This window comes from Streptomyces sp. NPDC048295 (assembly GCF_040652135.1).
GTDB lineage: Bacteria > Actinomycetota > Actinomycetes > Streptomycetales > Streptomycetaceae > Streptomyces.
Genome location: NZ_JBEZLL010000001.1, coordinates 65473 through 90745, shown reverse-complemented (window position 1 = coordinate 90745; position 25273 = coordinate 65473). Strand labels below are relative to the sequence as shown.

General features: G+C 70.8%; 23 protein-coding genes. 14 read left to right on the top strand and 9 right to left on the bottom strand.

Going from position 1 to position 25273, the window contains the following annotated elements; all coding sequences use genetic code 11:
• The 3 genes from AB0D53_RS00370 to AB0D53_RS00360 are packed head-to-tail and all read right to left on the bottom strand — an operon-like array spanning position 1 to position 2044.
• Entirely contained in the window at positions 1-765 is a 765-nt protein-coding gene (locus AB0D53_RS00370; RefSeq protein ID WP_362437774.1) for an AIM24 family protein, read from the bottom strand.
• The gene (locus AB0D53_RS00365; protein WP_362437771.1) at positions 762-1412 is read right to left on the bottom strand and encodes an AIM24 family protein; all 651 of its coding nucleotides are present in this window, start codon (positions 1410-1412) and stop codon (positions 762-764) included. The genes AB0D53_RS00370 and AB0D53_RS00365 overlap by 4 nt, the downstream gene beginning before the upstream one ends.
• The gene (locus tag AB0D53_RS00360) at positions 1412-2044 is read right to left on the bottom strand and encodes an AIM24 family protein (protein WP_362438779.1); all 633 of its coding nucleotides are present in this window, start codon (positions 2042-2044) and stop codon (positions 1412-1414) included. Before AB0D53_RS00360 ends, AB0D53_RS00365 begins: the two co-directional genes overlap by 1 nt.
• Before the next feature lie 235 nt (positions 2045-2279).
• Here AB0D53_RS00360 and AB0D53_RS00355 point away from each other — a divergent pair, with 235 nt between their 5' ends.
• Both AB0D53_RS00355 and AB0D53_RS00350 read left to right on the top strand, forming a co-directional pair.
• Positions 2280-2627, top strand: a complete 348-nt coding sequence (locus tag AB0D53_RS00355; protein WP_362437768.1) for a DUF3817 domain-containing protein — start codon at positions 2280-2282, stop codon at positions 2625-2627.
• Positions 2624-2917, top strand: a complete 294-nt coding sequence (locus AB0D53_RS00350) for an MTH1187 family thiamine-binding protein (protein ID WP_030971479.1) — start codon at positions 2624-2626, stop codon at positions 2915-2917. Before AB0D53_RS00355 ends, AB0D53_RS00350 begins: the two co-directional genes overlap by 4 nt.
• 57 nt (positions 2918-2974) lie before the next feature.
• Here AB0D53_RS00350 and AB0D53_RS00345 read toward each other — a convergent pair whose 3' ends face one another.
• On the bottom strand, positions 2975-3973 hold the full coding sequence (locus tag AB0D53_RS00345; protein WP_362437764.1) for a DUF5937 family protein: 999 nt from the start codon (positions 3971-3973) through the stop codon (positions 2975-2977).
• A gap of 73 nt (positions 3974-4046) precedes the next feature.
• Between AB0D53_RS00345 and AB0D53_RS00340 the strand changes: the two genes are divergently transcribed.
• From AB0D53_RS00340 to AB0D53_RS00325, 4 genes are all read left to right on the top strand, one after another.
• Positions 4047-5531 carry an MFS transporter gene (locus tag AB0D53_RS00340; RefSeq protein ID WP_362437761.1) on the top strand — a complete coding sequence of 495 codons (1485 nt, stop codon included), beginning with the start codon at positions 4047-4049 and terminating at the stop codon, positions 5529-5531.
• A 10-nt stretch (positions 5532-5541) separates the two neighbouring features.
• On the top strand, positions 5542-6051 hold the full coding sequence (locus tag AB0D53_RS00335) for a MarR family transcriptional regulator (RefSeq protein WP_329815038.1): 510 nt from the start codon (positions 5542-5544) through the stop codon (positions 6049-6051).
• 85 nt (positions 6052-6136) lie between these two features.
• The gene (locus AB0D53_RS00330) at positions 6137-6469 is read left to right on the top strand and encodes a DUF3817 domain-containing protein (protein WP_072486761.1); all 333 of its coding nucleotides are present in this window, start codon (positions 6137-6139) and stop codon (positions 6467-6469) included.
• 100 nt (positions 6470-6569) lie between these two features.
• The gene (locus AB0D53_RS00325) at positions 6570-8270 is read left to right on the top strand and encodes a methylmalonyl-CoA mutase family protein (protein WP_362437756.1); all 1701 of its coding nucleotides are present in this window, start codon (positions 6570-6572) and stop codon (positions 8268-8270) included.
• A 9-nt stretch (positions 8271-8279) separates the two neighbouring features.
• On the opposite strand, the gene AB0D53_RS00320 is transcribed toward AB0D53_RS00325, so the two are convergent.
• On the bottom strand, positions 8280-8909 hold the full coding sequence (locus AB0D53_RS00320; RefSeq protein WP_362437753.1) for a TetR/AcrR family transcriptional regulator: 630 nt from the start codon (positions 8907-8909) through the stop codon (positions 8280-8282).
• Positions 8910-9226: 317 nt separating this feature from the next.
• Here AB0D53_RS00320 and AB0D53_RS00315 point away from each other — a divergent pair, with 317 nt between their 5' ends.
• The 4 genes from AB0D53_RS00315 to AB0D53_RS00300 all read left to right on the top strand — a co-directional run bounded on the left by AB0D53_RS00315 (position 9227) and on the right by AB0D53_RS00300 (position 13364).
• Positions 9227-10201 (top strand): tetratricopeptide repeat protein, encoded by a 975-nt coding sequence (locus tag AB0D53_RS00315; RefSeq protein WP_362437750.1) that lies wholly within the window; start codon positions 9227-9229, stop codon positions 10199-10201.
• Between the two features lie 599 nt (positions 10202-10800).
• Positions 10801-11442 carry a DUF6230 family protein gene (locus tag AB0D53_RS00310; RefSeq protein WP_362437747.1) on the top strand — a complete coding sequence of 214 codons (642 nt, stop codon included), beginning with the start codon at positions 10801-10803 and terminating at the stop codon, positions 11440-11442.
• Between the two features lie 94 nt (positions 11443-11536).
• Positions 11537-12112, top strand: coding sequence for a DUF6114 domain-containing protein (locus AB0D53_RS00305; RefSeq protein ID WP_362437744.1), 576 nt, complete (start codon positions 11537-11539; stop codon positions 12110-12112).
• Positions 12102-13364, top strand: a complete 1263-nt coding sequence (locus AB0D53_RS00300; RefSeq protein ID WP_362437741.1) for a hypothetical protein — start codon at positions 12102-12104, stop codon at positions 13362-13364. The genes AB0D53_RS00305 and AB0D53_RS00300 overlap by 11 nt, the downstream gene beginning before the upstream one ends.
• A gap of 83 nt (positions 13365-13447) precedes the next feature.
• On the opposite strand, the gene pyk is transcribed toward AB0D53_RS00300, so the two are convergent.
• From pyk to pta, 3 genes are all read right to left on the bottom strand, one after another.
• Positions 13448-14878: a pyruvate kinase gene (pyk, locus tag AB0D53_RS00295; protein WP_362437738.1), complete on the bottom strand. Its 1431-nt coding sequence runs from the start codon at positions 14876-14878 to the stop codon at positions 13448-13450.
• A gap of 74 nt (positions 14879-14952) precedes the next feature.
• Positions 14953-16224 carry an acetate kinase gene (locus AB0D53_RS00290; RefSeq protein WP_362437735.1) on the bottom strand — a complete coding sequence of 424 codons (1272 nt, stop codon included), beginning with the start codon at positions 16222-16224 and terminating at the stop codon, positions 14953-14955.
• A gap of 4 nt (positions 16225-16228) precedes the next feature.
• The gene (pta, locus tag AB0D53_RS00285; protein ID WP_362437732.1) at positions 16229-18301 is read right to left on the bottom strand and encodes a phosphate acetyltransferase; all 2073 of its coding nucleotides are present in this window, start codon (positions 18299-18301) and stop codon (positions 16229-16231) included.
• 220 nt (positions 18302-18521) lie between these two features.
• Between pta and AB0D53_RS00280 the strand changes: the two genes are divergently transcribed.
• Positions 18522-19547: an ATP-dependent 6-phosphofructokinase gene (locus AB0D53_RS00280; protein WP_329814985.1), complete on the top strand. Its 1026-nt coding sequence runs from the start codon at positions 18522-18524 to the stop codon at positions 19545-19547.
• Positions 19548-19775: 228 nt separating this feature from the next.
• Positions 19776-20783 (top strand): helix-turn-helix domain-containing protein, encoded by a 1008-nt coding sequence (locus AB0D53_RS00275; protein WP_362437727.1) that lies wholly within the window; start codon positions 19776-19778, stop codon positions 20781-20783.
• A 25-nt stretch (positions 20784-20808) separates the two neighbouring features.
• On the opposite strand, the gene AB0D53_RS00270 is transcribed toward AB0D53_RS00275, so the two are convergent.
• On the bottom strand, positions 20809-21447 hold the full coding sequence (locus AB0D53_RS00270) for a helix-turn-helix domain-containing protein (RefSeq protein ID WP_362438776.1): 639 nt from the start codon (positions 21445-21447) through the stop codon (positions 20809-20811).
• Positions 21448-21730: 283 nt separating this feature from the next.
• Here AB0D53_RS00270 and AB0D53_RS00265 point away from each other — a divergent pair, with 283 nt between their 5' ends.
• Both AB0D53_RS00265 and AB0D53_RS00260 read left to right on the top strand, forming a co-directional pair.
• Complete coding sequence (locus tag AB0D53_RS00265) at positions 21731-22312, top strand: hypothetical protein (protein ID WP_362437724.1); 582 nt, start codon at positions 21731-21733, stop codon at positions 22310-22312.
• A gap of 6 nt (positions 22313-22318) precedes the next feature.
• On the top strand, positions 22319-25237 hold the full coding sequence (locus tag AB0D53_RS00260; RefSeq protein ID WP_362437721.1) for a M56 family metallopeptidase: 2919 nt from the start codon (positions 22319-22321) through the stop codon (positions 25235-25237).
• Positions 25238-25273: the final 36 nt, after the last annotated feature.

The window sequence follows — 25273 nt, the reverse complement described above, 5'->3', positions numbered from 1 at the left end:
TCACAAACCGAAGCGACGCTGGAGGTCCCCGAGCTGGCCGGGCATGCGGGGTGTGGCGCCAGGTTGACTCCCGCCGCCCGGGACCCCGGCCTGGCCCGGCACCGAGCCCGTCGGCTGTTCGGCCATCAGGATCTCCGTCGACTGGAGCAGCACCGTCCCCGCGCCGACGAACTCGAACTGGTGCTCCTCGCCCGAGGTGCCCCCGATACCCGTCAGCGACCGCAGCCCGCCCAGTACGCCCGTCAGGTAGCCGTGGTCGTAGTGGTGGCACGGCGAGGGGCAGTCCGCCCAGCCCACCAGGGCCTGCGGGTCGACCCGCAGCGGCGGCTCCATGAAGACCACCGGACCGTTGGAGGCGGCCACGAACTTCCCCGTACCGATCAGTGTCAGAAAACCCGGCACGATCGACTGCTTGAGTGCCAGCGACGGCTGGTAGGCGAGGAGATTGCCCGACCGGATGGTCAGATTCCCGTCGTCCAGGTCGTAGGAGTTCACATCGAAGGCCCGGTCCGCGAGCAGCATCTTGCCGCTGCCCTCGGCCACCACCCAGTCGCTCGCGTGCAGCGGCGAGTGGAAGCTCGTACGGATCAGCCGCTCGAAGCGGCCGTGACCGATGCCGTTGAAATCGATCCGCCCGTAGTAGGCGATCATCTTGCCCTTCTGCAGGAACCACTGGCTCCCCTTGAGCTCCACGCAGAAGGTGTACGAGTTGACGTTGTCGTCCGACGGCAGCGTCATCGGGTCGAGGACCACGGGCGTGCTCACAGCTTCTCCTCCGAGGCCTGGACGTACACCGCGCCGCTTCCGCTCAGCGCCAGCTGGAACGCCTCGCCGGAGCCGCGCCCCACCATGTCGCGCCAGCCGAGCGCGGTCGAGAGCTTGTTCCGTACGTCGCCGTGGTGCGCGACGTACGCCTGCGGGTCCACATGCACATCGCGGCCCGGGGTGATCGGCAGCTCGATCACCCCGCCGTGGGCCATCACCGCGACCGCGCCGTGGCCCTTGAGCGTGGTGGTGAACAGACCCTGCCCGGTCACCTGACCGCGCACCATGCCCATCACGCCGCCCTGCGAGCCCATGAACATGGTGCCCTGCTGGAGCGTCCCGTCGAAGGCGAGCAGCCGGTCGGCCTCCACGTACAGGGTGTCGCCGCTCAGCTCGATCACCTGGATGTGATGGCCGCCGTGGCCGAACAGCACCGTTCCGCTGCCCTCGACCGTCATCAGCGGGGTCGCCTCGTTCGCCACCCGCCGGCCGATCATCGACATCACGCCGCCCTGGCCGCCCTGGATGTTCGGCGTGAACGACACCTCGCCGCGGTAGGCGAGCATCGCGCCCCGCTGGCTGTACATCTTCTGGCCGGGAACCACCGTCGCCTCGACCATCTTCGAGTTGATCTCGCGGAACGGCATCAGACATCGCCCCCGATGGTGTTCCGCTCGCTCGGCTGGACGTAGACGACGCCCTCGCCCTCGAACCGGATCTGGAAGGACTCCCCGGAACCCTCGCCGATCAGCGTCCGGAAGTTCACCCCGGACTGGAGGTGCTGCTGGAGCTTGCCCTGGTGGGCGATGTAGGCGCCGGGATCGACGAACAGCGGGTACTGGGCCGAGACCCGCAGCGCCACCGCCGAGCCGTCCGACATGATCGCCACCTGGCCGGTGCCCTCGACGGTGGTGGTGAACAGGCCGTTGCCGCTCGCCCCGCCGCGCAGGCCGGTGAAGGTGGTGCCGGTGCGCAGCCCGGCGTCGGTGCACAGCAGATTGCTCGCCTCGACGTAGAGCTTGTCGCCGTGCAGCGAGACGAGGTTGATCTCGCTCGCGCGGTCCGCGAAATAGCAGGTGCCCTGGCCGGTCACCTCCATCACGGACATCTGCTCGCCGGTCAGGCGCCGGGTCACCATGCCGCGCAGCCCGTCACCGCCGCCGGTCATCTTCTTGAACGTCATCCGGCCGTCGTAGGCGACCATCGAGCCGTTCTTCGCCTTGACGGCGTCGCCGGCCAGGTCGACGGCGAGCGTTCTGCTGCCTTGGAGTCGGAACATTGCCACGGATCGACGTTAACGGCAGGCCCCCGGCCGGGACAGGGCCCGAGGAAGGATCAGGCCCCCTGAACCGCCCCTGATACGCATCCGGTACCGGATGCGTACGCAACCGGGACGTATCCCCGCCGGCGCATCCGGCCCCCGGCGCCGAGCACCGCGCGTACCGATGCCACAATGGGGCGAGCTTGTGCCTGTATTCACAAGCTGTCACCGTCCTCCCACCGAAGGTGCCCCCGTGGACATCAAGACCGCTACCGCCCTGCACCGGCTGCGCCTCATCTCGATTCCCGAGGCGCTCTCCTTCCCTGCGCTGATCATCTTCGGCTCGGTCCTCAGCCGGGTCTCCGACATCGACTTCCTGATGATGCCGCTCGGCATCCTGCACGGTGTGCTCTTCGTGATCTACGCCGTCCTGCTGCTCGACGTCTGGTCCAAGACCAAGTGGCCGCTGAAGCGCGTGGCGTTCTTCTTCCTGCTCGCGCTGCTGCCGTTCGGCGGTCTGTACGGCGACAAGCTGCTCAAGCGCTACGAGGCCGACGGCGTCATCGCCGCCCGCGCCCGCCGCGAAGGCGTGGTCGCATGATCGTCGCGTTCTCGGTCAGCCCGCTGGGTGTCGGTGAGGATGTCGGCGAATATGTCGCGGACGCCGTCCGGGTCGTCCGCGAGTCCGGGCTGCCCAACCGCACGGACGCCATGTTCACCTCCATCGAGGGCGAATGGGACGAGGTCATGGACGTCGTCAAGCGGGCCGTCGCCGCCGTCGAGGCCCGTGCCGGACGCGTCTCCCTCGTACTGAAGGCCGACATCCGCCCCGGTGTCACCGACGGACTGACCTCCAAGGTCGAGACGGTCGAGCGGTACCTCGCGGACTGACGCCCCGCCCCGCGACGCCCCCGTGACGAGCCCCCGGCCCCCGGCCCGGGGCTCGTCTCATTCCCCCTGGCCGCGCTCCGGCACGGCCAGGGCGATCCCGAGCGGAGTCCGCTCGTACAGCACCTGATGCCCGTACCGGCGCGACGTCAGCAGCCCCGCCGCGCGCAGCACCGACAGATGCTCCGACACCGAGGAGGGCGCGAGGCCCAGCCGGTGCGCGAGCGCGCTCGTCCCGGCCGGTTCGTCGAGCGCGCACAGGACATCGGCCCGCCCGCGCCCCAGCAGCCGGGCGAGCGCCTGCGGGGTGCGGTCGGCGGGTTCCGTCCACAGGCCGCCGATCCCTCGCGCCGGATAGATCACCGCGGGCAGCCAGGGCGGTTCGTACCCGCTGACCACATCCGGCCAGGCGAACACGCTCGGCATCAGGACGAGCCCCTGCCCGCCGAGCACCCGGGAGTGCCGGCCCTTCATCCCGACCAGCGTGAGGGTCGAGTCCGTCCACCTGAGCTGGTGGCTCAGCTCACCGAGCAGCCGTGCGAAGCCGACTTCGGCGAGCCGCCGCGAGTGGTACGCGATGTCCGCCTCCAGCAACGCGCGCAGCCGCGGCCAGTCCGGCTCCACCAGGGTCCGCCAGGCCTGTTCCAGCAAGGCGGCCAACTCGTGCAGCGCCCGTGCGGGATCGGCGAGCAGCGCCTGTCCGGCGGGGGAGTCCAGCGCGCCCGGCTGGTCGGCGAGCGTCAGGGCCAGGTCCTCGCGGATGAGCCGGGGGTCGATGGCGCGTACGCCGGCGATCTCCTCCTCGAACGAGGCGTAGGGCCCCAGCGGCGGCGGGCAGAGGAAGTCCGGGTTGTGTCCGCCCTCCGGCATCACGGACCACAGCGGCCGCAGATCGAGACCCGCGGCGGCGTCCCGGATGCGCCGCAGCCACGGCTGGTGGTAGCCGTGCCGCCCCGGGCGCAGAAGGGTGCGCACCGCGGCCTGGGTCTCCCAGAGCGGGGAGAGCGCGAACCTGCAGCGAAGCAGATCGCTCTCGTCGAAATGCAGATGGAACGACATGGGAGGCCTCGCGAAGATTCGGCGTCGGCCGAAAGTCTACGGAGCGGGGCCCCCGCTCCTCCAAGCTGCGGCCATGCCGAGCAACAGCCCCACCCCGGCGGGCGGCCCCCGCGACGCGGCGGACACCCCGCACGGTCCGACGGGCCCCTCACCCCGCGACCCGTCAGCCGCGCCCCGCGCCGCGAGCGCCCACCCCGCCGGACCGGTGCCCCACTCGGCCCCCGCCCCGGAGCGCGCCGACCCCCTTGACCCGAAGCCGTCGCCCGCGCTCCGGGAGCGGGCCCGCACCGCGTCCGCGGAGCCCGCCCCCCGCGGCTACCGCGCCGTCTTCGCCGTACGGGAGTTCCGGGCCGTCTTCGCCGCCCATCTGCTCTCCCTCCTCGGCGTCGTGGTCAGTGAGCTCGCGCTCACCGTCCTCGTCTACGACCTCACCGGCTCGCCCCTGCTCAGCGCCCTCACCTTCGCGCTCGGCCTCCTGCCGTACCTCGTCGGCGGCACGCTCCTCGCCGGGGTCGCCGACCGCTACCCGGCCCGCCGGGTTCTCGTCACCTGCGATCTGATCTGTGCGGGCTGCGTCGCCGTCATGGTGCTGCCGGGCACCCCGGTCGGCGGGCTCCTCGCGCTGCGCTGTCTCGTCGCCTCCGTGTCGCCCGTCTTCACCGGGACGCGGATGGCCGCGCTCACCGACATCCTCGGCGAGGGCGACCTCTACGTACTGGGCCGCTCGCTGCTGCGGATCGTCTCGCAGAGCGCGCTGCTGGCCGGTTTCGGCGTGGGCGGTGTGCTGCTTGCCGCGTTGTCCGCCCGCGGGGCGATCACGATCACCGTCGGGACGTTCCTCTGCTCGGCGGCCCTGCTCCGCTTCGGCACCCGCAGCCGGCCCGCCAGGGCCGGCGGTGACCGCGGCGGCGCGCTGCTCAAGGAATCGCTGGCCGGTGCCCGCATCGTCTTCGCCGACCGCAGGATCCGCGCGCTGATGCTGCTCTTCTGGGTACCCGCGCTGTTCGTCGTCGCGCCGGAGGCGCTCGCCGCCCCGTACGCGGACGAGGCCGGCCTCGGCCCGGCTGCGCTGGGGCTGCTGATGTGCGCGATGCCGGTCGGGCACATCGCCGCCGAGCTGTACGCGGGAGCCGTCCTGGCCCCGCGCGTCCGCTCCCGGATCGTGCTGCCCGTCGCCGCCGTCGGGCTGCTGCCGCTCCTGCTGTACGGGCTCCGCCCCGGCATGGTCCTGACCCTGGTGGCGCTCGCGCTCGCGGGGGCGGGGGCGGCGTACATCATCGGCCTCGACCAGTGGTTCGTCGACGCCGTCCCGGAGGAACTGCGGGGCCGGGCCATGACCCTGCTCACCGCGGGACTGATGACGGGGCAGGGCATCGGCATGGCACTCGCCGGTCTCGCCGCCGAGTTCCTCCCGGTCCATCAGGTGGTGGCCGGCGCCGGCGCGGTCGGGACCCTCTGCGTGCTCCCGCTCGTCCTGGAGGTCAGGAGGACCGCCCCGGCCCACCGTATTCGGACCGAAGTTCGAGACGGGGCTGACCAGCATATGACCAGTGGGTAAGGTCGGTGCCGTGCCGAAGCCGCTCAGTCTCCCCTTCGATCCCATCGCCCGCGCCGACGAACTCTGGCAGCAGCGCTGGGGCCCCGTGCCCTCGATGGGGGCGATCACCTCGATCATGCGCGCCCAGCAGATCCTGCTCGCCGAGGTCGACGCGGTCGTCAAACCGTACGGACTGACCTTCGCGCGGTACGAGGCGCTGGTGCTGCTCACCTTCTCCAAGGCCGGTGAGCTGCCGATGTCCAAGATCGGCGAGCGGCTCATGGTCCACCCCACCTCCGTCACCAACACCGTGGACCGGCTGGTGCGCTCCGGCCTGGTTGCCAAGCGCCCCAACCCCAACGACGGCCGGGGCACCCTCGCCTCCATCACCGAGAAGGGCCGCGAGGTCGTCGAGGCGGCGACCGAGGACCTGGTCGGCATGGAGTTCGGGCTCGGTGTGTACGACGCCGAGGAATGCGCGGAGATCTTCGCCATGCTGCGCCCGCTGCGGATCGCCGCCCAGGATTTCGAAGAGGCGTGACGGAGGGGGCACGGGGCGTAGAACGGCGTTTCGAGAGCCCGGCCCGCTGCAAGATCGCCCCGGCCGTCCGGTTACGCTCGATGCCATGAAACGCAGTGTGCTGACCCGGTACCGGGTGATGGCCTACGTCACCGCCGTCATGTTGCTGGTGCTCTGCACCTGCATGGTCTTCAAGTACGGCTTCGACAAGGGCGAGGGCCTGACGCTCGTCGTCTCCCAGATCCACGGTGTGCTCTACATCATCTACCTGATCTTCGCCTTCGACCTCGGCTCCAAGGCGAAGTGGCCGATGGGCAAGCTGCTCTGGGTGCTGGTCTCCGGCACCATCCCGACGGCCGCGTTCTTCGTCGAGCGCAAGGTCGTCCGCGAGGTCGAGCCGCTGATCGTCGACGGCGCCCCCGCGACCGCCAAGGCCTGACCCGGCCGGACCCCGGTCCGAGCCGCCCGAACCGCCCCGTGCGAAGCACCGGGCGGTTTCCCATCGACATTTACTAGGACGTCCTAGTAAATTCGATGGTATGGACGCTGACGCGATCGAGGAAGGCCGCCGCCGCTGGCAGGCCCGTTACGACAAGGCCCGCAAGCGTGACGCGGACTTCACCACACTCTCCGGGGATCCGGTGGAGCCCGTGTACGGCCCCCGCCCCGGGGACACGTACGAGGGATTCGAGCGGATCGGCTGGCCCGGCGAGTACCCCTTCACCCGGGGGCTCCACCCCACCGGCTACCGCGGCCGGACCTGGACCATCCGCCAGTTCGCCGGCTTCGGCAACGCCGAGCAGACCAACGAGCGCTACAAGATGATCCTCGCCGCGGGCGGCGGCGGGCTCAGCGTCGCCTTCGACATGCCGACGCTGATGGGCCGCGACTCCGACGACCCCCGTTCGCTCGGCGAGGTCGGGCACTGCGGCGTGGCCATCGACTCCGCCGCCGACATGGAGGTCCTCTTCAAGGACATCCCGCTCGGCGACGTCACGACGTCCATGACGATCAGCGGTCCGGCCGTGCCCGTCTTCTGCATGTACCTGGTCGCCGCCGAGCGCCAGGGGGTCGACCCGGGGGTGCTCAACGGCACGCTCCAGACCGACATCTTCAAGGAGTACATCGCGCAGAAGGAGTGGCTCTTCCAGCCCGAGCCCCATCTGCGCCTCATCGGCGACCTGATGGAGCACTGCGCCCGCGACATCCCCGCCTACAAGCCGCTCTCCGTCTCCGGCTACCACATCCGCGAAGCCGGGGCGACGGCCGCGCAGGAGCTCGCGTACACCCTCGCCGACGGCTTCGGCTACGTGGAGCTCGGCCTCTCCCGCGGTCTGGACGTCGACACCTTCGCGCCCGGCCTCTCCTTCTTCTTCGACGCGCACCTCGACTTCTTCGAGGAGATCGCCAAGTTCCGCGCGGCCCGCCGGATCTGGGCCCGCTGGATGAAGGAGACCTACGGCGCGAAGACCGACAAGGCGCAGTGGCTCCGCTTCCACACCCAGACCGCCGGTGTCTCGCTCACCGCCCAGCAGCCGTACAACAACGTCGTACGCACCGCGGTCGAGGCGCTCTCCGCGGTCCTCGGCGGCACCAACTCGCTGCACACCAACGCCCTCGACGAGACCCTCGCGCTCCCCTCCGAGCAGGCCGCCGAGATCGCGCTACGCACCCAGCAGGTGCTGATGGAGGAGACCGGCGTCGCCAACGTGGCCGACCCGCTGGGCGGTTCCTGGTACGTCGAGCAGCTCACCGACCGGATCGAGGCCGACGCCGAGAAGATCTTCGAGCAGATCAAGGAGCGCGGCACCCGGGCCCACCCGGACGGGCAGCACCCCATCGGGCCCATCACCTCCGGCATCCTGCGCGGCATCGAGGACGGCTGGTTCACCGGCGAGATCGCCGAGTCCGCGTTCCGGTACCAGCAGTCGCTGGAGAAGGGCGACAAGCGGGTCGTCGGCGTCAACGTCCACCACGGCTCGGTCACCGGCGACCTGGAGATCCTGCGGGTCAGCCACGAGGTCGAGCGCGAGCAGGTCCGGGAGCTCGGCGGCCGCAAGGACGCCCGGGACGACGCCCGGGTGAAGTCGGCGCTGGACGCGATGCTGGCCGCCGCCCGCGACGGCTCCAACATGATCGCGCCGATGCTCGACGCGGTGCGGGCCGAGGCGACCCTGGGTGAGATCTGCGGCGTCCTGCGCGAGGAGTGGGGCACCTACACGGAGCCGCCCGGCTTCTGACGGAAGGACCTACGCGGAGGCCGCCGCCGCCAGCCCCGCGAGCAGCAGGGCGGTGAAGCGCCGGGCCCAGTCGGCATCGACGGGCTCGGCGCTCACCAGCACCCGGTGCACGACCGCGCCGGCGATCACGTCGAAGATCAGATCGGCGGTCGCCGACGCCGCCTCCTCGTCCTCCTCGACGGGCAACTCCCCGCGCTCCTGGGCCCGTCGGCGGCCCTGGAGCACCAGCCGCTTCTGCCGGTCCACGATCGAGTCGCGGATCCGGGTCCGCAGCGCCTCGTCGCGCGTCGACTCCGCCACCACCGCCATCAGCGCCGTCCGGGTCTCCGGCCGTTCCAGCAGCGCGGCGAACTGCAGCACCACCGCCTGCACATCGGCCGACAGGCTGCCCAGATCGGGCATCTCCAGCTCGTCGAAGAGGACCGAGACGGCGTCCACGACCAGCTCGTTCTTGCCCGCCCACCGCCGGTACAGGGTCGTCTTGGCCACACCGGCCCGCGTCGCCACATCGCCCATCGTCAGCTTCGACCAGCCGAGGTCGACCAGGGAGGCCCTGGTCGCCTCCAGGATCGCTTCATCGGCCGCGGCACTGCGCGGGCGTCCCGTTCGAAGGGGTTTGGGGTGGCTGCGGCTCAGCATGCCGTGACCATACCGGTCAGTAAGTAGAACGGACCGGTCCCGATCGCCGTGAGACAGATCACCGAACACACCTGTGCGCAAGGGGTGCCGGGCAGTTACGCTACGGGTCGTAGCGTAAGGACGACGGCCGTGCCGTCGTGACGCCGCAACCGATTGACAGCCACAGGCACCGGGTGGGGACCCGGCGCCGAAACGGGTCTTTCAGGGGCCCTCGGACCGTGTCTGTCCGTGCACCTCGCACTCCGGCGGGGGCAGCGGACGGGCGCGGTTCCCGTATCGCTTTCCGGATCGGTGCGCCAAGGGGGGAGGATGTACGTATGCAGCCTAGGAACATGTCCATGAGCGGCGTCGTCGACCTCGCCGCGGTGAAGGCGGCCGGCGAGGCCAAGGTGAAGGCGGAGCAGGCCCGCGCCGAGACCGCCCGGCAGGGTGGCGGCGGTGCCGTACCGCCCTCCGCCCTGGTGATCGACGTCGATGAGGCGGGCTTCGAGAACGAGGTCCTCCAGCGCTCCGCCGAGGTCCCGGTCGTCATCGACTTCTGGGCCGAGTGGTGCGAACCGTGCAAGCAACTGGGCCCGCTCCTGGAGCGCCTGGCCCTGGAGTACAAGGGCCGCTTCGTGCTGGCCAAGGTCGATGTCGACGCCAACCAGATGCTGATGCAGCAGTTCGGCATCCAGGGCATCCCGGCGGTCTTCGCCGTCGTCGCCGGGCAGGCCCTCCCGCTCTTCCAGGGCGCGGCCCCCGAGGCCCAGATCCGGCAGACGCTGGACCAGCTGATCCAGGTCGGCGAGGAGCGGTTCGGGCTCACCGGGATCGTGGTCGACCAGGATGCCGCCGAGGGGGCCGACCAGGCTCCGGCCGAGGCGCCCGCGGGGCCGTACGACGCCCTGCTCGAAGCGGCCGTCCTGGCGCTGGACGCCGACGACTTCGCCGGTGCCGTCCAGGCCTACAAGAACGTCCTGTCCGACGACCCGGCCAACACGGAGGCCAAGCTCGGCCTCGCCCAGGCCGAACTCCTCTCCCGCGTCAAGGAGATGGACGCGCAGCGGGTCCGCGAGGACGCCGCCGCGAACCCGGCCGACGTCACCGCGCAGCTCGCCGCCGCCGACCTGGACCTGGTGGGCGGTCATGTCGAGGACGCCTTCGGCCGGCTCGTCGAGACGGTGCGGCGCAACTTCGGTGACGACCGGGACACCGCGCGGGTGCGGCTGCTGGAGCTGTTCGAGGTGATCGGCCCCGACGATCCGCGGGTCGGCGCCGCACGTACGGCGCTGGCGCGAGTCTTGTTCTGATATGACAAGCGGCCGCGATGCCCTTCGGGGGAACGCGGCCGTTTTCGCGATCAGGCGATAAGAGGCGCCTCTGCTTTACCAAATCTTGATAAAGCAGAGGCCTGTTACTCGCAGTAAATCGCGCCTTGGGATCTGTCCGTATTGACGACCCGATCCGCCCATTCGTCCTTCGACTCGGCACCACCCTGTGTGGCCGGGCGGTACCAGCCGGTCGCGCATCGGTTATCGGGCCGTTACTAGCGAGTAACGAACCCCCTTGTGCCACGGGCGGGAATGCACCACGATCGGCCACGCTCGGTCCAATAACGCCAGCCCGGCCGCCAGTCGGTGCGGCGGCCCCGTTGGGTCCCCACCGAGTGGGCCGGCGGCAGTGGCGCCGGCTCCGGACAGGGGGGTTCCTGCCGTCCGGCAGGGCCTGTCCGAACAGGCCGCGCGCACGCGTGGCCAGTGGTTGTCGCTCGGGGGTGATCGCCGGTGATTCGGACGCGGTACATGCCTCCATCCACAGGCGCTCTCCTTGCCGAGGACGTAGCACTTCTCCCATCCCAGGACGGGCCCAGGCCCGGACCGGAGATGTACGTCCGAGAAGGAGGAAAAATATGAGTTCCCAGGTTCGTGGTGGCACCAGATGGAAGCGTTTCGCTCTGGTCATGGTGCCGAGCGTCGTCGCGACCGCGGCGGTGGGTGTCGGTCTCGCGCAGGGTGCCCTCGCGGCGTCCTTCAGCGTGTCCGGCCAGAGCTTCAAGGTGCGTGCGGACAAGCTCGTCGGCCATGACTTCGTCCAGTACGGCAGCGTTGCTACCGGCAAGGACCTCAAGGGCGACGACGCGGCGCACGCCGTGGCCGTGTCCGGCTTCAGCGATGCCACGATCACCAACATGTGCCAGTCGGTGGTCACTCCGAACCTTCCGTTCGGCCTCGGCAACGTCACGCTGCAGCTGAAGGCGGGTACGAACCCTGACAAGCCGGTCGAGGCGACCAACCTGTACCTCGACATCGCCGAGCTCGACGCCGACGCGTACTTCGAGCACATCGACATCGGTGTCGCCGCGGGAGAGGTCGGCAAGCCCGGCATCCAGTCCGGTACCGAGAAGAAGGTCAACCCGAACGGCTTCGCGCAGCGCGCCGAGACGGCGACGCTGACCAATGTGAAGCAGACGGCATGGGCGACCACCGCCGGCACCTTCAAGCTCAGCAACCTGAGCCTGCGGCTGCACAGTGGCGTCAAGGAGTGCTACTAAGCACCCGCCGGGTGGCCGGAGCGCTCCCGAGGGGACTCCGGCCGCCCACCTTTTCTCTTCTCACAGCAGTACCGGTTCCAGGGAGCTGTTTTCCATGAGCCCCGAGTCCACAGGGCAGAACGAGCACTACCTCCGCGTCTTCCGGCGGAGATTCCGCACCTGGCGGGGTAACCGGCCGTTCTGGGCGGGCCTGTTCACCATGGTGGGTGGTCTACCCATCGCGTATTTTCCGTACGCCAACATGCACCTCGGCAACGTCACACTGGCGATGTCCACGACCGCCGGTGCCGGTTCCCTGATCATCGGGATCCTGCTCGTCACGCTGGGCCTCACCATGTGGTTCCACCACATCGTGAGAGTGTTCGCCGGAGTCGCCGCGATCCTGCTGGCGCTGATCTCGATACCGGTCGCCAACATCGGCGGATTCCTGGTCGGTTTCCTGTTCGCCCTGCTGGGCGGAGCGCTCTCCGTCTCCTGGGCCCCGGGTGAACCGGCGTCCGAGCCCGAGTTCGGGCCGTCCGGCGCGGCGGGGGAGAAGCCGGCGCAGACCGGCCCCGGGACGCAGGAGCCCGGACCCGAGTTCCACAGCACGGCAGCCGTGCCCCAGCAGCAGCCGGAGCAGTACGACACGACAGTTGAGGTCGACGGCGGGAGGCACCGTGCGGGGTGACGAGACGGAGCGGAACTCGGCCGGTGAGGGTCTCGGTACGAGAAGCGGGCCGCGCCACGCGGCCCCCAGGAAGTCGTTGCTGACGAAGCTGCACATCCCCGCGGGCAAGGCGTTCGCGCTCGCCGCGATGCCGACGGCCGTCTTCGTGGGCATGGGGCTCACCCCCAAGCTCGCGCTGGCCGACGACAGTTCGGACATCCCCTTCGCGCCCGGTCCCTGTGTGACCCGCTCCGACGAGCCGAGCGAGGAGCCCTCGCCGTCCGCGTCGAAGTCGCCGAGCCCGTCCCCGTCCGCCACCGACTCCGGTGACAAGGGCGACACGGCGAGCCCGAAGCCCTCGACGACCCCGTCCGCGAGCGACACGGCCGAGCCCGGCACGAAGGCCGCCGCGGCCGACGCCCCCGCCGCCGCCCCGAGTGCCTCGCCCACTCCCACGAAGACGAGGAACCCGCTCGACCCGCTCGGCGTGGGCGACGCGCTCAAGGACCTCTTCGACGGACCGGACAAGGAGACGGCGAGCCCGTCCCCGAGCGCGAGCACCGCGGCCCCGAAGCCTTCGGCGACCGGCACGGCCGAGAAGCCCGCCGAGAAGGCCGCCGAGAAGGCGACGGACGCGGCGAAGGAGACGGCCGACAAGACCGCCTCCGCGATCCGGGAGGCCGCGGGCAAGGCCGGCAAGTCGGTCGAGGAGCTCGACGACAGCGTCAAGGGACTCGACGCCAAGAAGGACGAGGACATCCCGGACGGCGCCAAGGAGCGCTTCCCGTGTCCGACCGCCGACCCGGAGGCGCTCGCCGCGGCCGATCTGGAGACGGGCGTCCCGCTGCTCCCGAACGATCCGTGGATCCTGGAGAGCTCGATGCTCACCCTCAACGGGCTCGACTACAAGGGCATCGTCGAGGTGAAGACATACGGCGGCACCGTCAAGAAGGTGCTGAAGTTCACCGCGAGCTCCATCGACATCGACAACCTCCACCAGAAGACCGTCGGTCCGGCCGGTACGACGGGCCATGTCGAGGCGCGGAAGGGCTCCAAGTCCACCATCCGCAACGGCACGGTGACGATGTACACGGAGGAGCTGAAGGGCAACCTCTTCGGCCTCATCCCGGTGACGTTCAGCCCGGAGACACCGCCTCCGCTGAACGTGCCCTTCGCCTTCTTCACCAAGGTCAAGGTGACCCAGGCCGGCCAGTTCGGCGGCTCGCTCAAGGTCCCCGGGCTGCACAACTACTTCACCGGCGGCAACGGCTAGAGCCTGTCCGGGAGCCGCACAGGACTGTGGGCCGCACTCCTCGGGAGTGCGGCCCACAGTCGTGCTCACGGGTGCCGGGGGCGTCAGTCGCGCGCGCCGCCGCCGACGTGGTGCACCCGGACCATGTTGGTCGTGCCCGGGATGCCGGGGGGCGAGCCGGCCGTGATGACCATGGTGTCGCCCTCGTTGTAGCGGCCCAGCTTCAGCAGCTCGCCGTCGACCAGGTCGACCATCGCGTCCGTGTTGTCCACGTGCGGCACGACATGGGCCTCGACGCCCCAGCTCAGCGCGAGCTGGTTGCGGGTGGACTCGTCCGTGGTGAAGGCCAGGATGGGCTGCGCCGCGCGGTAGCGCGAGAGCCGGCGGGCCGTGTCACCGGACTTGGTGAAGGCGACCAGCGCCCTGCCGTTCAGGAAGTCCGCGATCTCGCAGGCCGCGCGGGCCACCGAACCGCCCTGGGTGCGCGGCTTCTTGCCCGGCACCAGCGGCTGCAGCCCCTTGGAGAGCAGCTCCTCCTCGGCGGCGACGACGATCTTCGACATCGTCTTGACCGTCTCGATCGGGTACGCGCCCACGCTGGACTCGGCCGACAGCATGACCGCGTCCGCGCCGTCCAGGATCGCGTTGGCGACATCGGACGCCTCGGCGCGCGTCGGGCGCGAGTTGGTGATCATCGACTCCATCATCTGGGTCGCGACGATCACCGGCTTGGCGTTCCGCCGGCAGAGCTCCACCAGGCGCTTCTGCACCATCGGGACCTTCTCCAGGGGGTACTCGACGGCCAGGTCGCCACGGGCGACCATCACACCGTCGAACGCCATGACGACGCCCTCCATGTGCTCGACGGCCTGCGGCTTCTCGACCTTGGCGATGACGGGGACCCGGCGGCCCTCCTCGTCCATCACCTTGTGGACGTCCTTGACGTCGTCGGCGTCCCGCACGAAGGAGAGCGCCACCAGGTCGCAGCCCATCCGCAGGGCGAACCGCAGGTCGTCGACGTCCTTCTCGGACAGGGCCGGGACGTTGACCGCCGCGCCGGGCAGGTTGATGCCCTTGTGGTCGGAGATGACACCGCCCTCGATGACGATGGTCTTCACCCGGGGGCCCTCGACCGCGACGACCTTCAGCTCGACGTTGCCGTCGTTGATCAGGATCGGGTCGCCCTTGACGACGTCGCCGGGCAGGCCCTTGTAGGTCGTACCGCAGATCGACTTGTCACCGGGGACGTCCTCCGCGGTGATCGTGAACTCGTCCCCGCGGACCAGCTCGACCGGGCCCTCGGCGAACTTGGCCAGGCGGATCTTCGGGCCCTGGAGGTCGGCGAGCACACCGATCGCACGGCCGGTCTCGGCGGCGGCCTTGCGGACCCGGTCGTAACGACCCTGGTGCTCCTCGTGGCTGCCGTGACTGAAGTTGAAGCGGGCCACGCTCATGCCGGCCTCGATCAGAGCGACGAGCTGCTCGTGGGAGTCGACGGCGGGACCGAGTGTGCAGACGATTTTGGAACGGCGCATGAGGCGGATCCTATCGGTTTGTTTCGCTACGGAATATTCCGTCTGGTGGAAGGTACAAAGGGGCGCGGGGGTGCTCAGTTGTGGGCCTGTCCCAGGGCATCGCGGGCCCGTCCGACGAGCGCGAAGGTCTGGACGGCGATCTCCAGCTCCTCGTCCGTCGGCACCACGGCGACCGCGACCCGTGCGTAGTCGGGCGAGATCAGCCGGGGCTCGTCGGACCGCACGCCGTTCAGGTCCGCGTCCACCGCCAGGCCGAGCTCTTCGAGACCGGCGACGGCAGCCTCCCGCACCGGTGCCGAGTTCTCCCCGACCCCCGCCGTGAACACCACGGCATCCACCCGGCCGAGGACCGCCGAATAGGCGCCGATGTACTTCTTCAGCCGGTGCACATAGATGTCGAAGGCCAGCGCCGCGCGCTCGTCGCCCTCGTCGATCCGGCGCCGGATCTCCCGCATGTCGTTGTCGCCGCAGAGGCCGACCAGACCGGACTTCTTGTTGAGCAGCGCGTCGACCTCGTCCGCCGACATGCCCGCGACCCGCATGAGGTGGAAGGTGACGGCCGGATCGATGTCCCCGGAGCGGGTGCCCATCACCAGCCCCTCCAGGGGTGTCAGCCCCATCGAGGTCTCCACGCACCGGCCGCCGGCCACCGCCGAGGCCGAGGCGCCGTTGCCCAGGTGCAGCACGATGACATTGACCTCCTCGGGGGTGCGCCCGAGGAGCTCGGCGGCCTTGCGGGAGACGTACGCGTGCGAGGTGCCGTGGAATCCGTAGCGCCGGATGCGGTGCGCGTCGGCGGTCTCCGTGTCGATCGCGTACCGCGCCGCGTACTCCGGCATCGTCGTGTGGAAGGCCGTGTCGAAGACCGCCACCTGCGGAAGGTCCGGCCGCAGCGCCCGGGCGGTACGGATACCGGTGATGTTCGCCGGATTGTGCAGCGGGGCCACCGGGACCAGGCGCTCGATCTCCGTCAGCACCTCGTCGTCGATCACCACGGGCTCGGTGAACCGCAGCCCGCCGTGCACCACCCGGTGGCCGATCGCCGCGAGCTGCGGGGAGTCCAGGCCGAGCCCGTCGGCCGCCAGTTCCGCCGCCGCCGCCTTCAGCGCCGCCTCGTGGTCGGCGATCGGACCGATGCGCTCGCGCCGCTCGGCGCCCCCGCAGGCCAGCGGGGTGTGCACCAGCCGGGAGGTCTCCTCGCCGATCCGCTCGACCAGCCCCACCGCGAGCCGGGTGCGGTCGCTCATGTCCAGCAGCTGGTACTTCACCGACGAGGAACCGGAGTTGAGGACCAGCACGCGGTACGCGTCCGTCCCGGCGGCGCCCTCGGTGGTCGGGTCGGTCATCCGTTCACTCCTTGCCCTGGGCCTGGATCGCCGTGATGGCCACGGTGTTGACGATGTCCTGGACGAGCGCGCCCCGGGACAGGTCGTTGACGGGCTTCCGCAGCCCCTGGAGCACCGGCCCGACGGCCACCGCGCCCGCCGAGCGCTGCACGGCCTTGTAGGTGTTGTTGCCGGTGTTCAGGTCCGGGAAGACCAGCACCGTCGCCTGGCCCGCCACCTCGGAGCCGGGCAGCTTCGTCGCGGCGACGCTCGGCTCCACCGCGGCGTCGTACTGGATCGGGCCCTCGATCCTGAGGTCCGGCCGGCTCGCCCGGACCCGGTCCGTCGCCTCGCGCACCTTGTCGACGTCCGCGCCCGAGCCGGAGGTGCCCGTCGAGTACGACAGCATCGCGATCCGCGGCTCCACCCCGAAGCGGGCGGCGGTGGCGGCCGACTGGACCGCGATGTCGGCGAGCTGCTCCGCGTCCGGGTCCGGATTGACCGCGCAGTCGCCGTACACCAGCACCTTGTCGGCGAGGCACATGAAGAAGACGGAGGAGACGATCGAGGCGTCCGGCTTGGTCTTGATGATCTCGAACGCCGGGCGGATCGTCGCCGCGGTCGAGTGTACGGCTCCGGAGACCATCCCGTCCGCCAGGCCCTCCTGGACCATCAGGGTGCCGAAGTAGTTGACGTCCGCGACGACGTCGTACGCCAGCTCCACCGTGACCCCGCGGTGCGCCCGCACCTGCGCGTACCGCTCGGCGAAGGTCTGGCGCAGCTCGGAGGTCTGCGGGTCGATGAGCTGGGTGCCGGCGAGGTCGATGCCGAGGTCTGCGGCCTTCTTGCGGATGACGTCGGGGTCGCCGAGCAGGGTGAGGTCGCAGACGTCGCGGCGCAGCAGTACGTCGGCGGCGCGCAGCACCCGCTCCTCGGTGCCCTCCGGCAGGACGACGCGGCGCCGGCCGGCGCGGGCCTGCTCCAGCAGCTCGTGCTCGAACATCATCGGGGTGACCCGGCCGCTGCGGGCGACCGAGATCCGCTCCAGTAGGGCGCCGGTGTCCACATGGCGTTCGAAGAGGCCCAGCGCGGTCTCCGCCTTGCGGGGTGTCGCGGCGTTCAGCTTGCCTTCCAGGGCGAAGAGCCGGGCCGCGGTGGGGAAGGATCCGCCGGCCACCGACACGACCGGGGTGCCCGGTGCGAGTCGCGCGGCCAGCCTGAGTATCTCCTCGCCGGGGCGCTCGTCCAGGGTCAGCAGCACCCCCGCGATGGGCGGGGTGCCGGCGCTGTGCGCGGCCAGCGAGCCGACCACCAGGTCCGCCCGGTCCCCGGGCGTGACCACCAGGCAGCCCGGCGTCAGCGCGTTCAGCATGTTCGGCAGCATCGCGCCGCCGAAGACGAAGTCCAGGGCGTCCCGCGCCAGCCCGGAGTCGTCGCCGAGCAGGACCGTTCCGCCGAGCGCCGAGGTGATCTGGGCGACGGTCGGCGCGGAGAGCGCCGCGTCGTCGGGCAGCACCGAACAGGGGACGGGGAGGGTGGCCGTCAGCCGCTCCGCGATGACGTCGCGGTCCTCGGACGCCACCCGGTTCACGATCACCGAGACGACGTCGCAGCCCAGTCCGGCGTACGCGCGGTAGGCGTTGCGGGCCTCGGCCCGCACCGACTCCGCGGTCTGGCCCTTCCCGCCGACCACCGCGACCACCGAGGCGCCGAACTCGTTGGCCAGGCGGGCGTTGAGCGCCAGCTCGTCGGGCAGCTGGGTGGCGGCGAAGTCGGTGCCGAGGACCAGTACCACCTCGTACTTCTGTGCCACCTGGTGGAACCGGTCGACGAGCCGGGAGACCAGCTCGTCCGTGCCCTGCTCCGCCTGGAGTGCGGACGCCTCGTGGTAGTCCAGCCCGTAGGCCGAATCGGGGTCCTGGGGGAGCCGGTAGCGGGCCCGCAGCAGTTCGAACAGGCGATCGGGTCCGTCGTGCACGAGCGGCCGGAAGACCCCGACCCGGTCCACCTGACGCGTCAGGAGCTCCATGACTCCCAGATCGACGACCTGACGGCCGTCTCCCCGGTCGATCCCGGTCACGTACACGCTCCGCGTCACGCGTGCTCTCCCGTCCACTTTCGGTTTGGGATGGTATTGCCATGTTGACGATACCCGCGGGGGTCGAGACGTCGCCCGCCGGGCGCGGCCCCGGTACCGGGACGGAAGGGGAGCGCGAGGTCCAGACCTGGCGTGCCACAATCGTGGTGGCTCACGGCAAGGGGGAATCGGTTGACATCCCCCGAATTGCACGGCACTAGCGAGCAGGAGACACAGCACGATGCGCATCGGAATTCTCACCGCAGGCGGCGACTGTCCGGGCCTGAACGCAGTGATCCGGTCGGTCGTGCACCGCGCCGTCGTGGGGCACGGCGATGAAGTCATCGGCTTCGAGGACGGGTTCAAGGGACTCCTCGACGGCCACTTCCGCCCCCTCGACCTCAACGCGGTCAGCGGCATCCTCGCCCGGGGCGGCACCATCCTCGGCTCGGCCAGACTGGAGCGCGACCGGCTGCGCGAGGCCGCCGAGAACTGCGCCGAGCTGAGCCGCCGTTACGGCATGGACGCCCTCATCCCGATCGGCGGCGAGGGCACCCTCACCGCGGCCCGGATGCTGGCGGACGCCGGGATGCCGGTCGTCGGCGTCCCCAAGACCATCGACAACGACATCTCCGCCACCGACCGGACCTTCGGCTTCGACACCGCGGTGGGTGTCGCCACCGACGCCATAGACCGCCTGAAGACCACCGCCGAATCGCACCAGCGGGTCATGGTCGTCGAGGTCATGGGCCGGCACGCGGGCTGGATCGCGCTGGAGTCCGGGATGGCGGGCGGCGCGCACGGCATCTGCCTGCCCGAGCGCCGCTTCCAGGTCAAGGACCTGGTGAAGATGGTCGAGGAACGCTTCGCCCGCGGCAAGAAGTTCGCGGTCATCTGCGTGGCCGAGGGGGCGCACCCGGCCGAGGGCTCCATGCCGTACGCCAAGGGCGAGATCGACCAGTACGGCCACGAGCGCTTCCAGGGCATCGGCAACCGGCTGGCCATCGAGCTGGAGACCAGGCTCGGCAAGGAGGCCCGGCCGGTCATTCTCGGCCATGTGCAGCGGGGCGGCACGCCGACCGCGTACGACCGGGTGCTCGCCACCCGCTTCGGCTGGCACGCGGTCGAGGCGGCGCACCGGGGCGACTTCGGCCGGATGACGGCGCTGCGCGGCACGGACATCGTGATGGTTCCGCTCGCCGACGCGATCACACAGCTCAAGACGGTGCCGAAGGACCGGATGGACGAGGCCGAGTCGGTCTTCTGAGGCAGTCGCCGGACAAGACCTTGCGGCCCCGACCGTCCCCCCGTGGAAGGTCGGGGCCGCTTGCCGTTCCCCCGGCGCCCGGGACCGTTCCGGACGGTCGGATCCGGAAACGGGCCGCGGTGCCGGAAACCACTCTTGAGCCCGCGGACCCGATCAACAAGGCTTGCCCCCGTCCCGGACATGTCCCAGCCTCGTCCGGGCGTGGAATCCAGGGGAGGGGCACAGCGCATGGTGGTCGAGGACAGGGCTCCGGATCCTCGTGAGGCACGCAGTGCGGCCGAGTACGTCGCCCTCTTGCGGGGGCTCAAGGACGCGTCGGGTCTGACCTTCCGGGAACTGGCCCAGCGGGCCGACGCGGTGGGGGACGTGCTGCCGCGCTCCACCATCGCCAACATGCTGGCGCGTACGTCGGTCCCGCGCGAGGAACTCCTCGCCGCCTTCGTACGGGCCTGCGGCTGCGGCCCCACGGAGGTGGATGCCTGGCTCGCCGTACGCAAGGAGCTCGCCGTGCACGGTCGGCGGGCCGGGGGAGAGAGGGCGCCAGGGGCGGCGGCGGACGCGGGCGCCGGGCTCCCGGAGCAGTCCCCGGGGAGCCCGGCCGAGCCGCCCGCCGTTCCGGATCCCGAACCGTCCGCCGCCCGGCGCCGCCGGTCCCGGACCCTTCTGGCGGCCGCCGTGTCGCTGGTGGTGCTCGCCGCCGCCGCGGTGACCGTCACCCTTCTCGTACGGGACGACGAGGACCGGCCCGAATCCCGCCCGGCGACCGGCCCCGTGGCGGGGCGGACGGTGCAGATCCGGTCCCTGCACTCCGGGTTCTGCCTCTCCGAGGAGCAGGGCAGCGAGTCCGGGCGGCTGTACCAGGTGCCGTGCGAACAGGAGACGATCCCGAGTTTCTCCCTTGAGCCGCTGGACGGCGGCGCCTGGCGGATCGTGACCGACCACCCGGTCTACTCGAAGGGCTGCACCGGCGTGTGGGACGGGATACGGGATACCGGAGCCCCGTTGCAGGACCAGGAGTGCGGCAAGCGCGGCGACGCGGAGAAGTTCTTGATCGAGCCGGTGGGCCGTCCCGTCGAGGGGTACCGCATCCGCCCCACCCACACCCGTCTGTGCGCGGGTGCAGAGAGGAACAGCAAGGCGCGGGGCGCCACGTTGGTGCAGACGAGCTGCGACGGGGCGGACCGGGGAAACCTGTTCTCCTTCGACCCGGTGGCCACGGAACCGGCCGGCGGCTGAGCGCGTACGGGGGAGGCAGGGCGGCTCAGCCGTCCGGCCCCGGCACCCCCGCCGCCCGCCAGAACCGCCCCAGGATCTCCGCCAGGAACACCCGCCCCGCGTCACCCGTCGAACCGGCCCGCTCCGTACCCGTGCTGCTCCAGCTCAGCGTCGACACCATCAGCGACTGGTAGTCGGCGTGCAGCTGTTCCAGTACGTCCTGGAGGAACCCGCGCTCCAGCGGCACCAGCTTCGCCACGGCCCGCAGCTGGGCCTGCCAGCGCGTCGTCACCGCGCTCCGCAGCAGCTCCGCCAGCTCCTCGTCCCGGCCGCAGACCGTCACGAACCCGGCGGGCGTCAGCCCCAGCACCTCGGCGAGCGCCGCGGACTGGCGCTCGTTGCCGCGCCAGCGCCCCGACTCCTCCATCCGCAGATAGGCGGAGGGGCTCAGCCCCAGCAGCCGCGCCAGCTCCTCCACGGCCAGTTCCCTGGCCACCCGGTGTTCCCTGAGCGTCCGTGCGGCGGTGAGCAGGTCGCCCGGTGAACACCACAACACCCCTGCCAGCGCCGTGAGTTCGTACTCGCTCGGGCAGGCGAGGCCGCGCTCCCAGGCGACCACCGTCTCGGTGCTGATCCGGAGCCCGTACTGGGCCCCGAGTCCGTAGGCGACATGGCCGGGAAGCATCCCCAGGGCCTCGCGCAGGCGGCGCGCGGCGGGGGCGTTGAACGGCGGGGTGGGGTGCACGGCCCCACGGTAGGAGTCAAGGCATGGAATGACTACGGTGTGTTCCACCGATATCCACGCCTCGTAGGAACGTCCTAGGCCGCCTCCCCGGCCGTGAGGTCCCCCTCCGGGTCCGACCGCCTCGGGACGTCAGGAACCGCGCCCGGCCGGAAGCTCGGCCGGAATCCCCCTCTCTGCAGTAGCGTCTGCGAAGCGAGACTGTGGTCACACGGGGGTGGTCGGTATGAGCTCTGACGCATCGGTTCGCGGCACCGTACGGGTACGGGTGCGTGATGTCGTGCGTGACGTGGTGGCCGAGGTGGCTCCGGAGGAGTCGTCCGTGATCGCCGGGCTGGCCCAGTTCGACGACGCGGCCGTGGTGCGGCTGCTCGGACGAAAGGGCAGCCGTCGCGAGCAGCTCGGCTTCGGTCCCGGAGAGATCGCGGTGGTGGTCACGCCGGTGGTGTGGCTGGTGGTGGACCAGGCGGCGCGGCAGCTCGGGAGTGCCGCTGCGGACGGCGCGACCGCCGGTGCGAGGTCGCTCCTGCGCCGGGTCCTGCGGCGGCGGAGCGCCGAGGTGACGGTTCCCTCGTTGACTCCTGATCAACTCGTCGAGGTCCACCGGCAGGTGCTGGACGCGGCCACCGGGCGCGGTTTCGAACGAGAGCGCGCGGAGGTCCTCGCGAACGCGGTGATGGCCAGGCTGATGCTCTCTTCGGCGCAGACGCAGACGCAGACGCAGACGCAGGCACAGACGGACGAGTCGGCGGACGGGGGCAGAACCGGCGACGCCTCGCCCCGGGGTGACAACTCCCCCGAGGAATAGCGGGAGATGGCCGCCATGAAGTCGTCGGATGCACGGGGAGGCCGGGCGGTCGGCGCCGGTACGACCGTGCGGTTCGTCCTGCTGGCGGTTCTGGTGCTGGTCACCAGCGGTCTGATGCTGTTGTACATGGCCTTCTGGTGGCTGTCGGGGGCCGATGCGTACAGCTGCGACCTCGCCGCAGGTGTGGACATCGACCACATGTCCGATCTGCAGCTGCTGATCACGCGCTCCACCCAGTGGGTGGCGTATCGGAACTGCCAGCTTCGGCATGCCCAGCCGCCGTCGTGGTGGGTCCCCGTCCTGTGGCTGGCCCTGCTGGCCGTCGCTGCCGTCGTGCTGTTCTTCTGGCTGCCGGTGTGGAAGGCGCGGCGCGGCAGGGTGGTCCCGCTGGCGTCGGTCGATCACGATCGCGCGGTCCACGGTGTGCTGGAGGAGGTCGCGGCGGTGGCCGGGGTGACGCGACTGCCGCGCGTCGTGGTCGATCCCGCGGCGGCATCCGTCGGCGCCGTGGTCTTCGGCCGCAATGGACGGCCGGTGCTCTGCCTGTACGGAGGACTGCTCGCCCTCGGGGCCCGTGACGCCGCGGGGTTCAGGGCGGTGCTGCTGCACGAGTTCGCCCATCTCCGCAATGGAGATGTGACCCTCACCTACGCGACGGTCGCGCTGTGGCGGGTGTTCCTCTTCCTGGTCGCGCCGCCCTATCTGGTGGGCGTGGTCATGTACCTGGTCCGCGAGATGCAGTCGGGCAACTCCTTGTGGGCGGTCCCGATCCGGAGCATTCTCCAGTTCCTCTTCTTCGTGGCGCTGATGTACCTGGCGCGCTCGGACGTACTGCGCAGCCGGGAGATCCACGCCGATCGTGCCGCGGTGCGCTGGGGTGCGGATTCCGGGGGCTGGCAGGTGTCCGCCCCGCCGGCTCCCGAGGGCGTGCTGCGCCGCAGGCTCGCCTCGTTCGCCGCCCTGTGGCGTCCCCACCCGCGGTGGGACCTGCGCCGGGGCGCTCTGACCGACTCCGGTCCGGTGTACGCGGTTCCGGCGCTGCCCATGTTCCTGACCGGTGCCGCCGCCATTCTGATCAACTCCCAGCTGGCACTGGCCCTGCGGCCGTACATCCAGTCGCCCGGCGCGCTGATATCGCAGGCGGTGGCCCTGGCCGCGGCGGGCCTGGTCGCCGGGGTGGTCGGTGTCACGTTGTGGCGTGCGGTGATCCATGCCGTGCTGACCGGGCGCCGCCCGCCCTCGGGTCTGCGGGCGGGGCTGTGGCTGGGGGCCGGGATGGCGGCCGGCACACTGACCGCCGGTCAGGGGACGATCGAGCAGTTCTTTCCCAGCCGGAACACACTGCTCCTGCTGTTCCTGCTCGGCGGCCCCGCCTTCACCTGGTGGACCGCGCAGGTCGCCCGGCTGTGGGTCACGACCTGGCGGGGGCGGACGATCCGGCCGGCTCTGGTGGCGAGCCTGGTGGCAGGGGGCCTGGCACTGGCGCAGTGGTTCACATGGTGGCACGGCAGCGCCACGGCGGTCGCGACCGGCTGGTGGTACGACACCGAGGGGATCCGGCAGCGGCTGGAGCAGTCGTATCCCGGCCCGGCCGCGGACCATCCCACGATGCTGTCGGGGATCGGCGCCGTTTTCCCCATGGTCCTCAACACGAACGCGCTGCCGCTCTCCGCCGCCGCGATCGCCGCTCTCTGGATCGTGCCGCTGGCGGCCTGGATACCGCGTCCGATCCCCGCCGTACGGCCGTGGACGCGACACGCGGCGGCCGACATCGAGGGCGCGGTGGAGCCGCCCGCGCACAGCCCGCCACGGCTGGGAGGAGCGCTGCTGGCGGGGCTGTCGTGCGGGGTGGGGTGCTGGGTGGTCGTCGTGGCCGCTCTGGCGTATCCCGGTGCGGGGCTGTCGGGAGCACCCGCCCGGGGCGCCAGCCTCCAAGGACTGCTCTTCCTCGCGTGGACGTATCTCGCCCTGACCGTGTCAGCGGTGACGGCCGGAGCGATCGCATCCGTACGGGCACGCCGGCACAGGCTGCTCGTCACCCTCATCGCCGCTCAGATCGCGGTCCTGGTGGGCTCGGCCGGACCACTGATGCTGCTTCTCTCCGACGGTTGCGTCGATGAGCTGACTCTCTTCCGCCGGTCCTCCTGCAACTGGCGGCCGGCTCTGCTGACGGACTGGCTCGATCTGCACATCACGTGGGACTTCGCGCTGATGACCGTCACCGTCGCCGCCATCGCCGTGGCCGCGGTCGTGTCGCTGGTGCGCAGAGCACACGTGCCCGGGCCACCGCGGCAGCGCGAAGCCGGCCCGCGGCGACGCGGCGGAGCGGCCTGCCGTCGCGGTCTTCTCGTGGTGGTGTGCGTCGTGGCGCTGACCGTGTCCGTGGCCGAGTCGGCGTACCGGCAGGACCGGATTCCGCCGGAGGTCACCGATTTCCGTGCTCTCCAGGAAGAGTTCCGGCAGGTGTCGCCCCGGCTCGGAGCCGGTGTGGTCGCTCCGCTGACCAGGGCGCGGCAGGTGACTGCCTGGAACGACCTCGAAGGGAAGGAGCTGCTGGACCGGTTCCGCCGCGAACGGGACGGACTCCTCACGATCGAGCGGACCTTCGTCGAGCGGAAAAAGTCCCCGGCGTACCTGTTCGGCCTCCGCCCGGCCTGCGAGCGCATCGGGCGCACGGCCGTCGACGCCCATGCGTACTTCCGTGTCCCGGATGCGCAGGGGCAGGTCCTCTGGGAGCAGTTCATCCTCGATGCGGCGAACTCCACCCTTGAGTGCCGCAAGGCCCTGGACCACCTGAAGGCCCACCGCTACAAACAGGCCGGCGCCACCTTCGTCACCTCGTTCGAGAAGGTCAACGCGGCCTACCGGAGCAGCAATGCGATCGACTCCCGCATCGATCGGATCAGGCGTGCGGGCGGCCTGTGAAACCCCCGCGGGGGTCGGCGCCCTCCCGCGGGCGCG

Excerpts from the sequence above, each read along its gene's own strand:
- AB0D53_RS00350 (WP_030971479.1), top strand. The coding sequence starts at position 2,624 with ATGATCGTCGCGTTCTCGGTCAGCCCGCTGGGTGTCGGTGAGGATGTC.
- AB0D53_RS00275 (WP_362437727.1), top strand. The coding sequence starts at position 19,776 with ATGGTGGTCGAGGACAGGGCTCCGGATCCTCGTGAGGCACGCAGTGCG.
- pyk (WP_362437738.1), bottom strand. The coding sequence starts at position 14,878 with ATGCGCCGTTCCAAAATCGTCTGCACACTCGGTCCCGCCGTCGACTCC.
- AB0D53_RS00270 (WP_362438776.1), bottom strand. The coding sequence starts at position 21,447 with ATGCTTCCCGGCCATGTCGCCTACGGACTCGGGGCCCAGTACGGGCTC.
- AB0D53_RS00280 (WP_329814985.1), top strand. The coding sequence starts at position 18,522 with ATGCGCATCGGAATTCTCACCGCAGGCGGCGACTGTCCGGGCCTGAAC.
- AB0D53_RS00340 (WP_362437761.1), top strand. The coding sequence starts at position 4,047 with ATGCCGAGCAACAGCCCCACCCCGGCGGGCGGCCCCCGCGACGCGGCG.
- AB0D53_RS00320 (WP_362437753.1), bottom strand. The coding sequence starts at position 8,909 with ATGCTGAGCCGCAGCCACCCCAAACCCCTTCGAACGGGACGCCCGCGC.
- AB0D53_RS00265 (WP_362437724.1), top strand. The coding sequence starts at position 21,731 with ATGAGCTCTGACGCATCGGTTCGCGGCACCGTACGGGTACGGGTGCGT.
- AB0D53_RS00290 (WP_362437735.1), bottom strand. The coding sequence starts at position 16,224 with ATGACCGACCCGACCACCGAGGGCGCCGCCGGGACGGACGCGTACCGC.
- AB0D53_RS00360 (WP_362438779.1), bottom strand. The coding sequence starts at position 2,044 with ATGTTCCGACTCCAAGGCAGCAGAACGCTCGCCGTCGACCTGGCCGGC.
- AB0D53_RS00260 (WP_362437721.1), top strand. The coding sequence starts at position 22,319 with ATGGCCGCCATGAAGTCGTCGGATGCACGGGGAGGCCGGGCGGTCGGC.
- AB0D53_RS00365 (WP_362437771.1), bottom strand. The coding sequence starts at position 1,412 with ATGCCGTTCCGCGAGATCAACTCGAAGATGGTCGAGGCGACGGTGGTT.
- AB0D53_RS00310 (WP_362437747.1), top strand. The coding sequence starts at position 10,801 with ATGAGTTCCCAGGTTCGTGGTGGCACCAGATGGAAGCGTTTCGCTCTG.
- AB0D53_RS00345 (WP_362437764.1), bottom strand. The coding sequence starts at position 3,973 with ATGTCGTTCCATCTGCATTTCGACGAGAGCGATCTGCTTCGCTGCAGG.
- AB0D53_RS00325 (WP_362437756.1), top strand. The coding sequence starts at position 6,570 with ATGGACGCTGACGCGATCGAGGAAGGCCGCCGCCGCTGGCAGGCCCGT.
- AB0D53_RS00330 (WP_072486761.1), top strand. The coding sequence starts at position 6,137 with ATGAAACGCAGTGTGCTGACCCGGTACCGGGTGATGGCCTACGTCACC.
- AB0D53_RS00315 (WP_362437750.1), top strand. The coding sequence starts at position 9,227 with ATGCAGCCTAGGAACATGTCCATGAGCGGCGTCGTCGACCTCGCCGCG.
- AB0D53_RS00305 (WP_362437744.1), top strand. The coding sequence starts at position 11,537 with ATGAGCCCCGAGTCCACAGGGCAGAACGAGCACTACCTCCGCGTCTTC.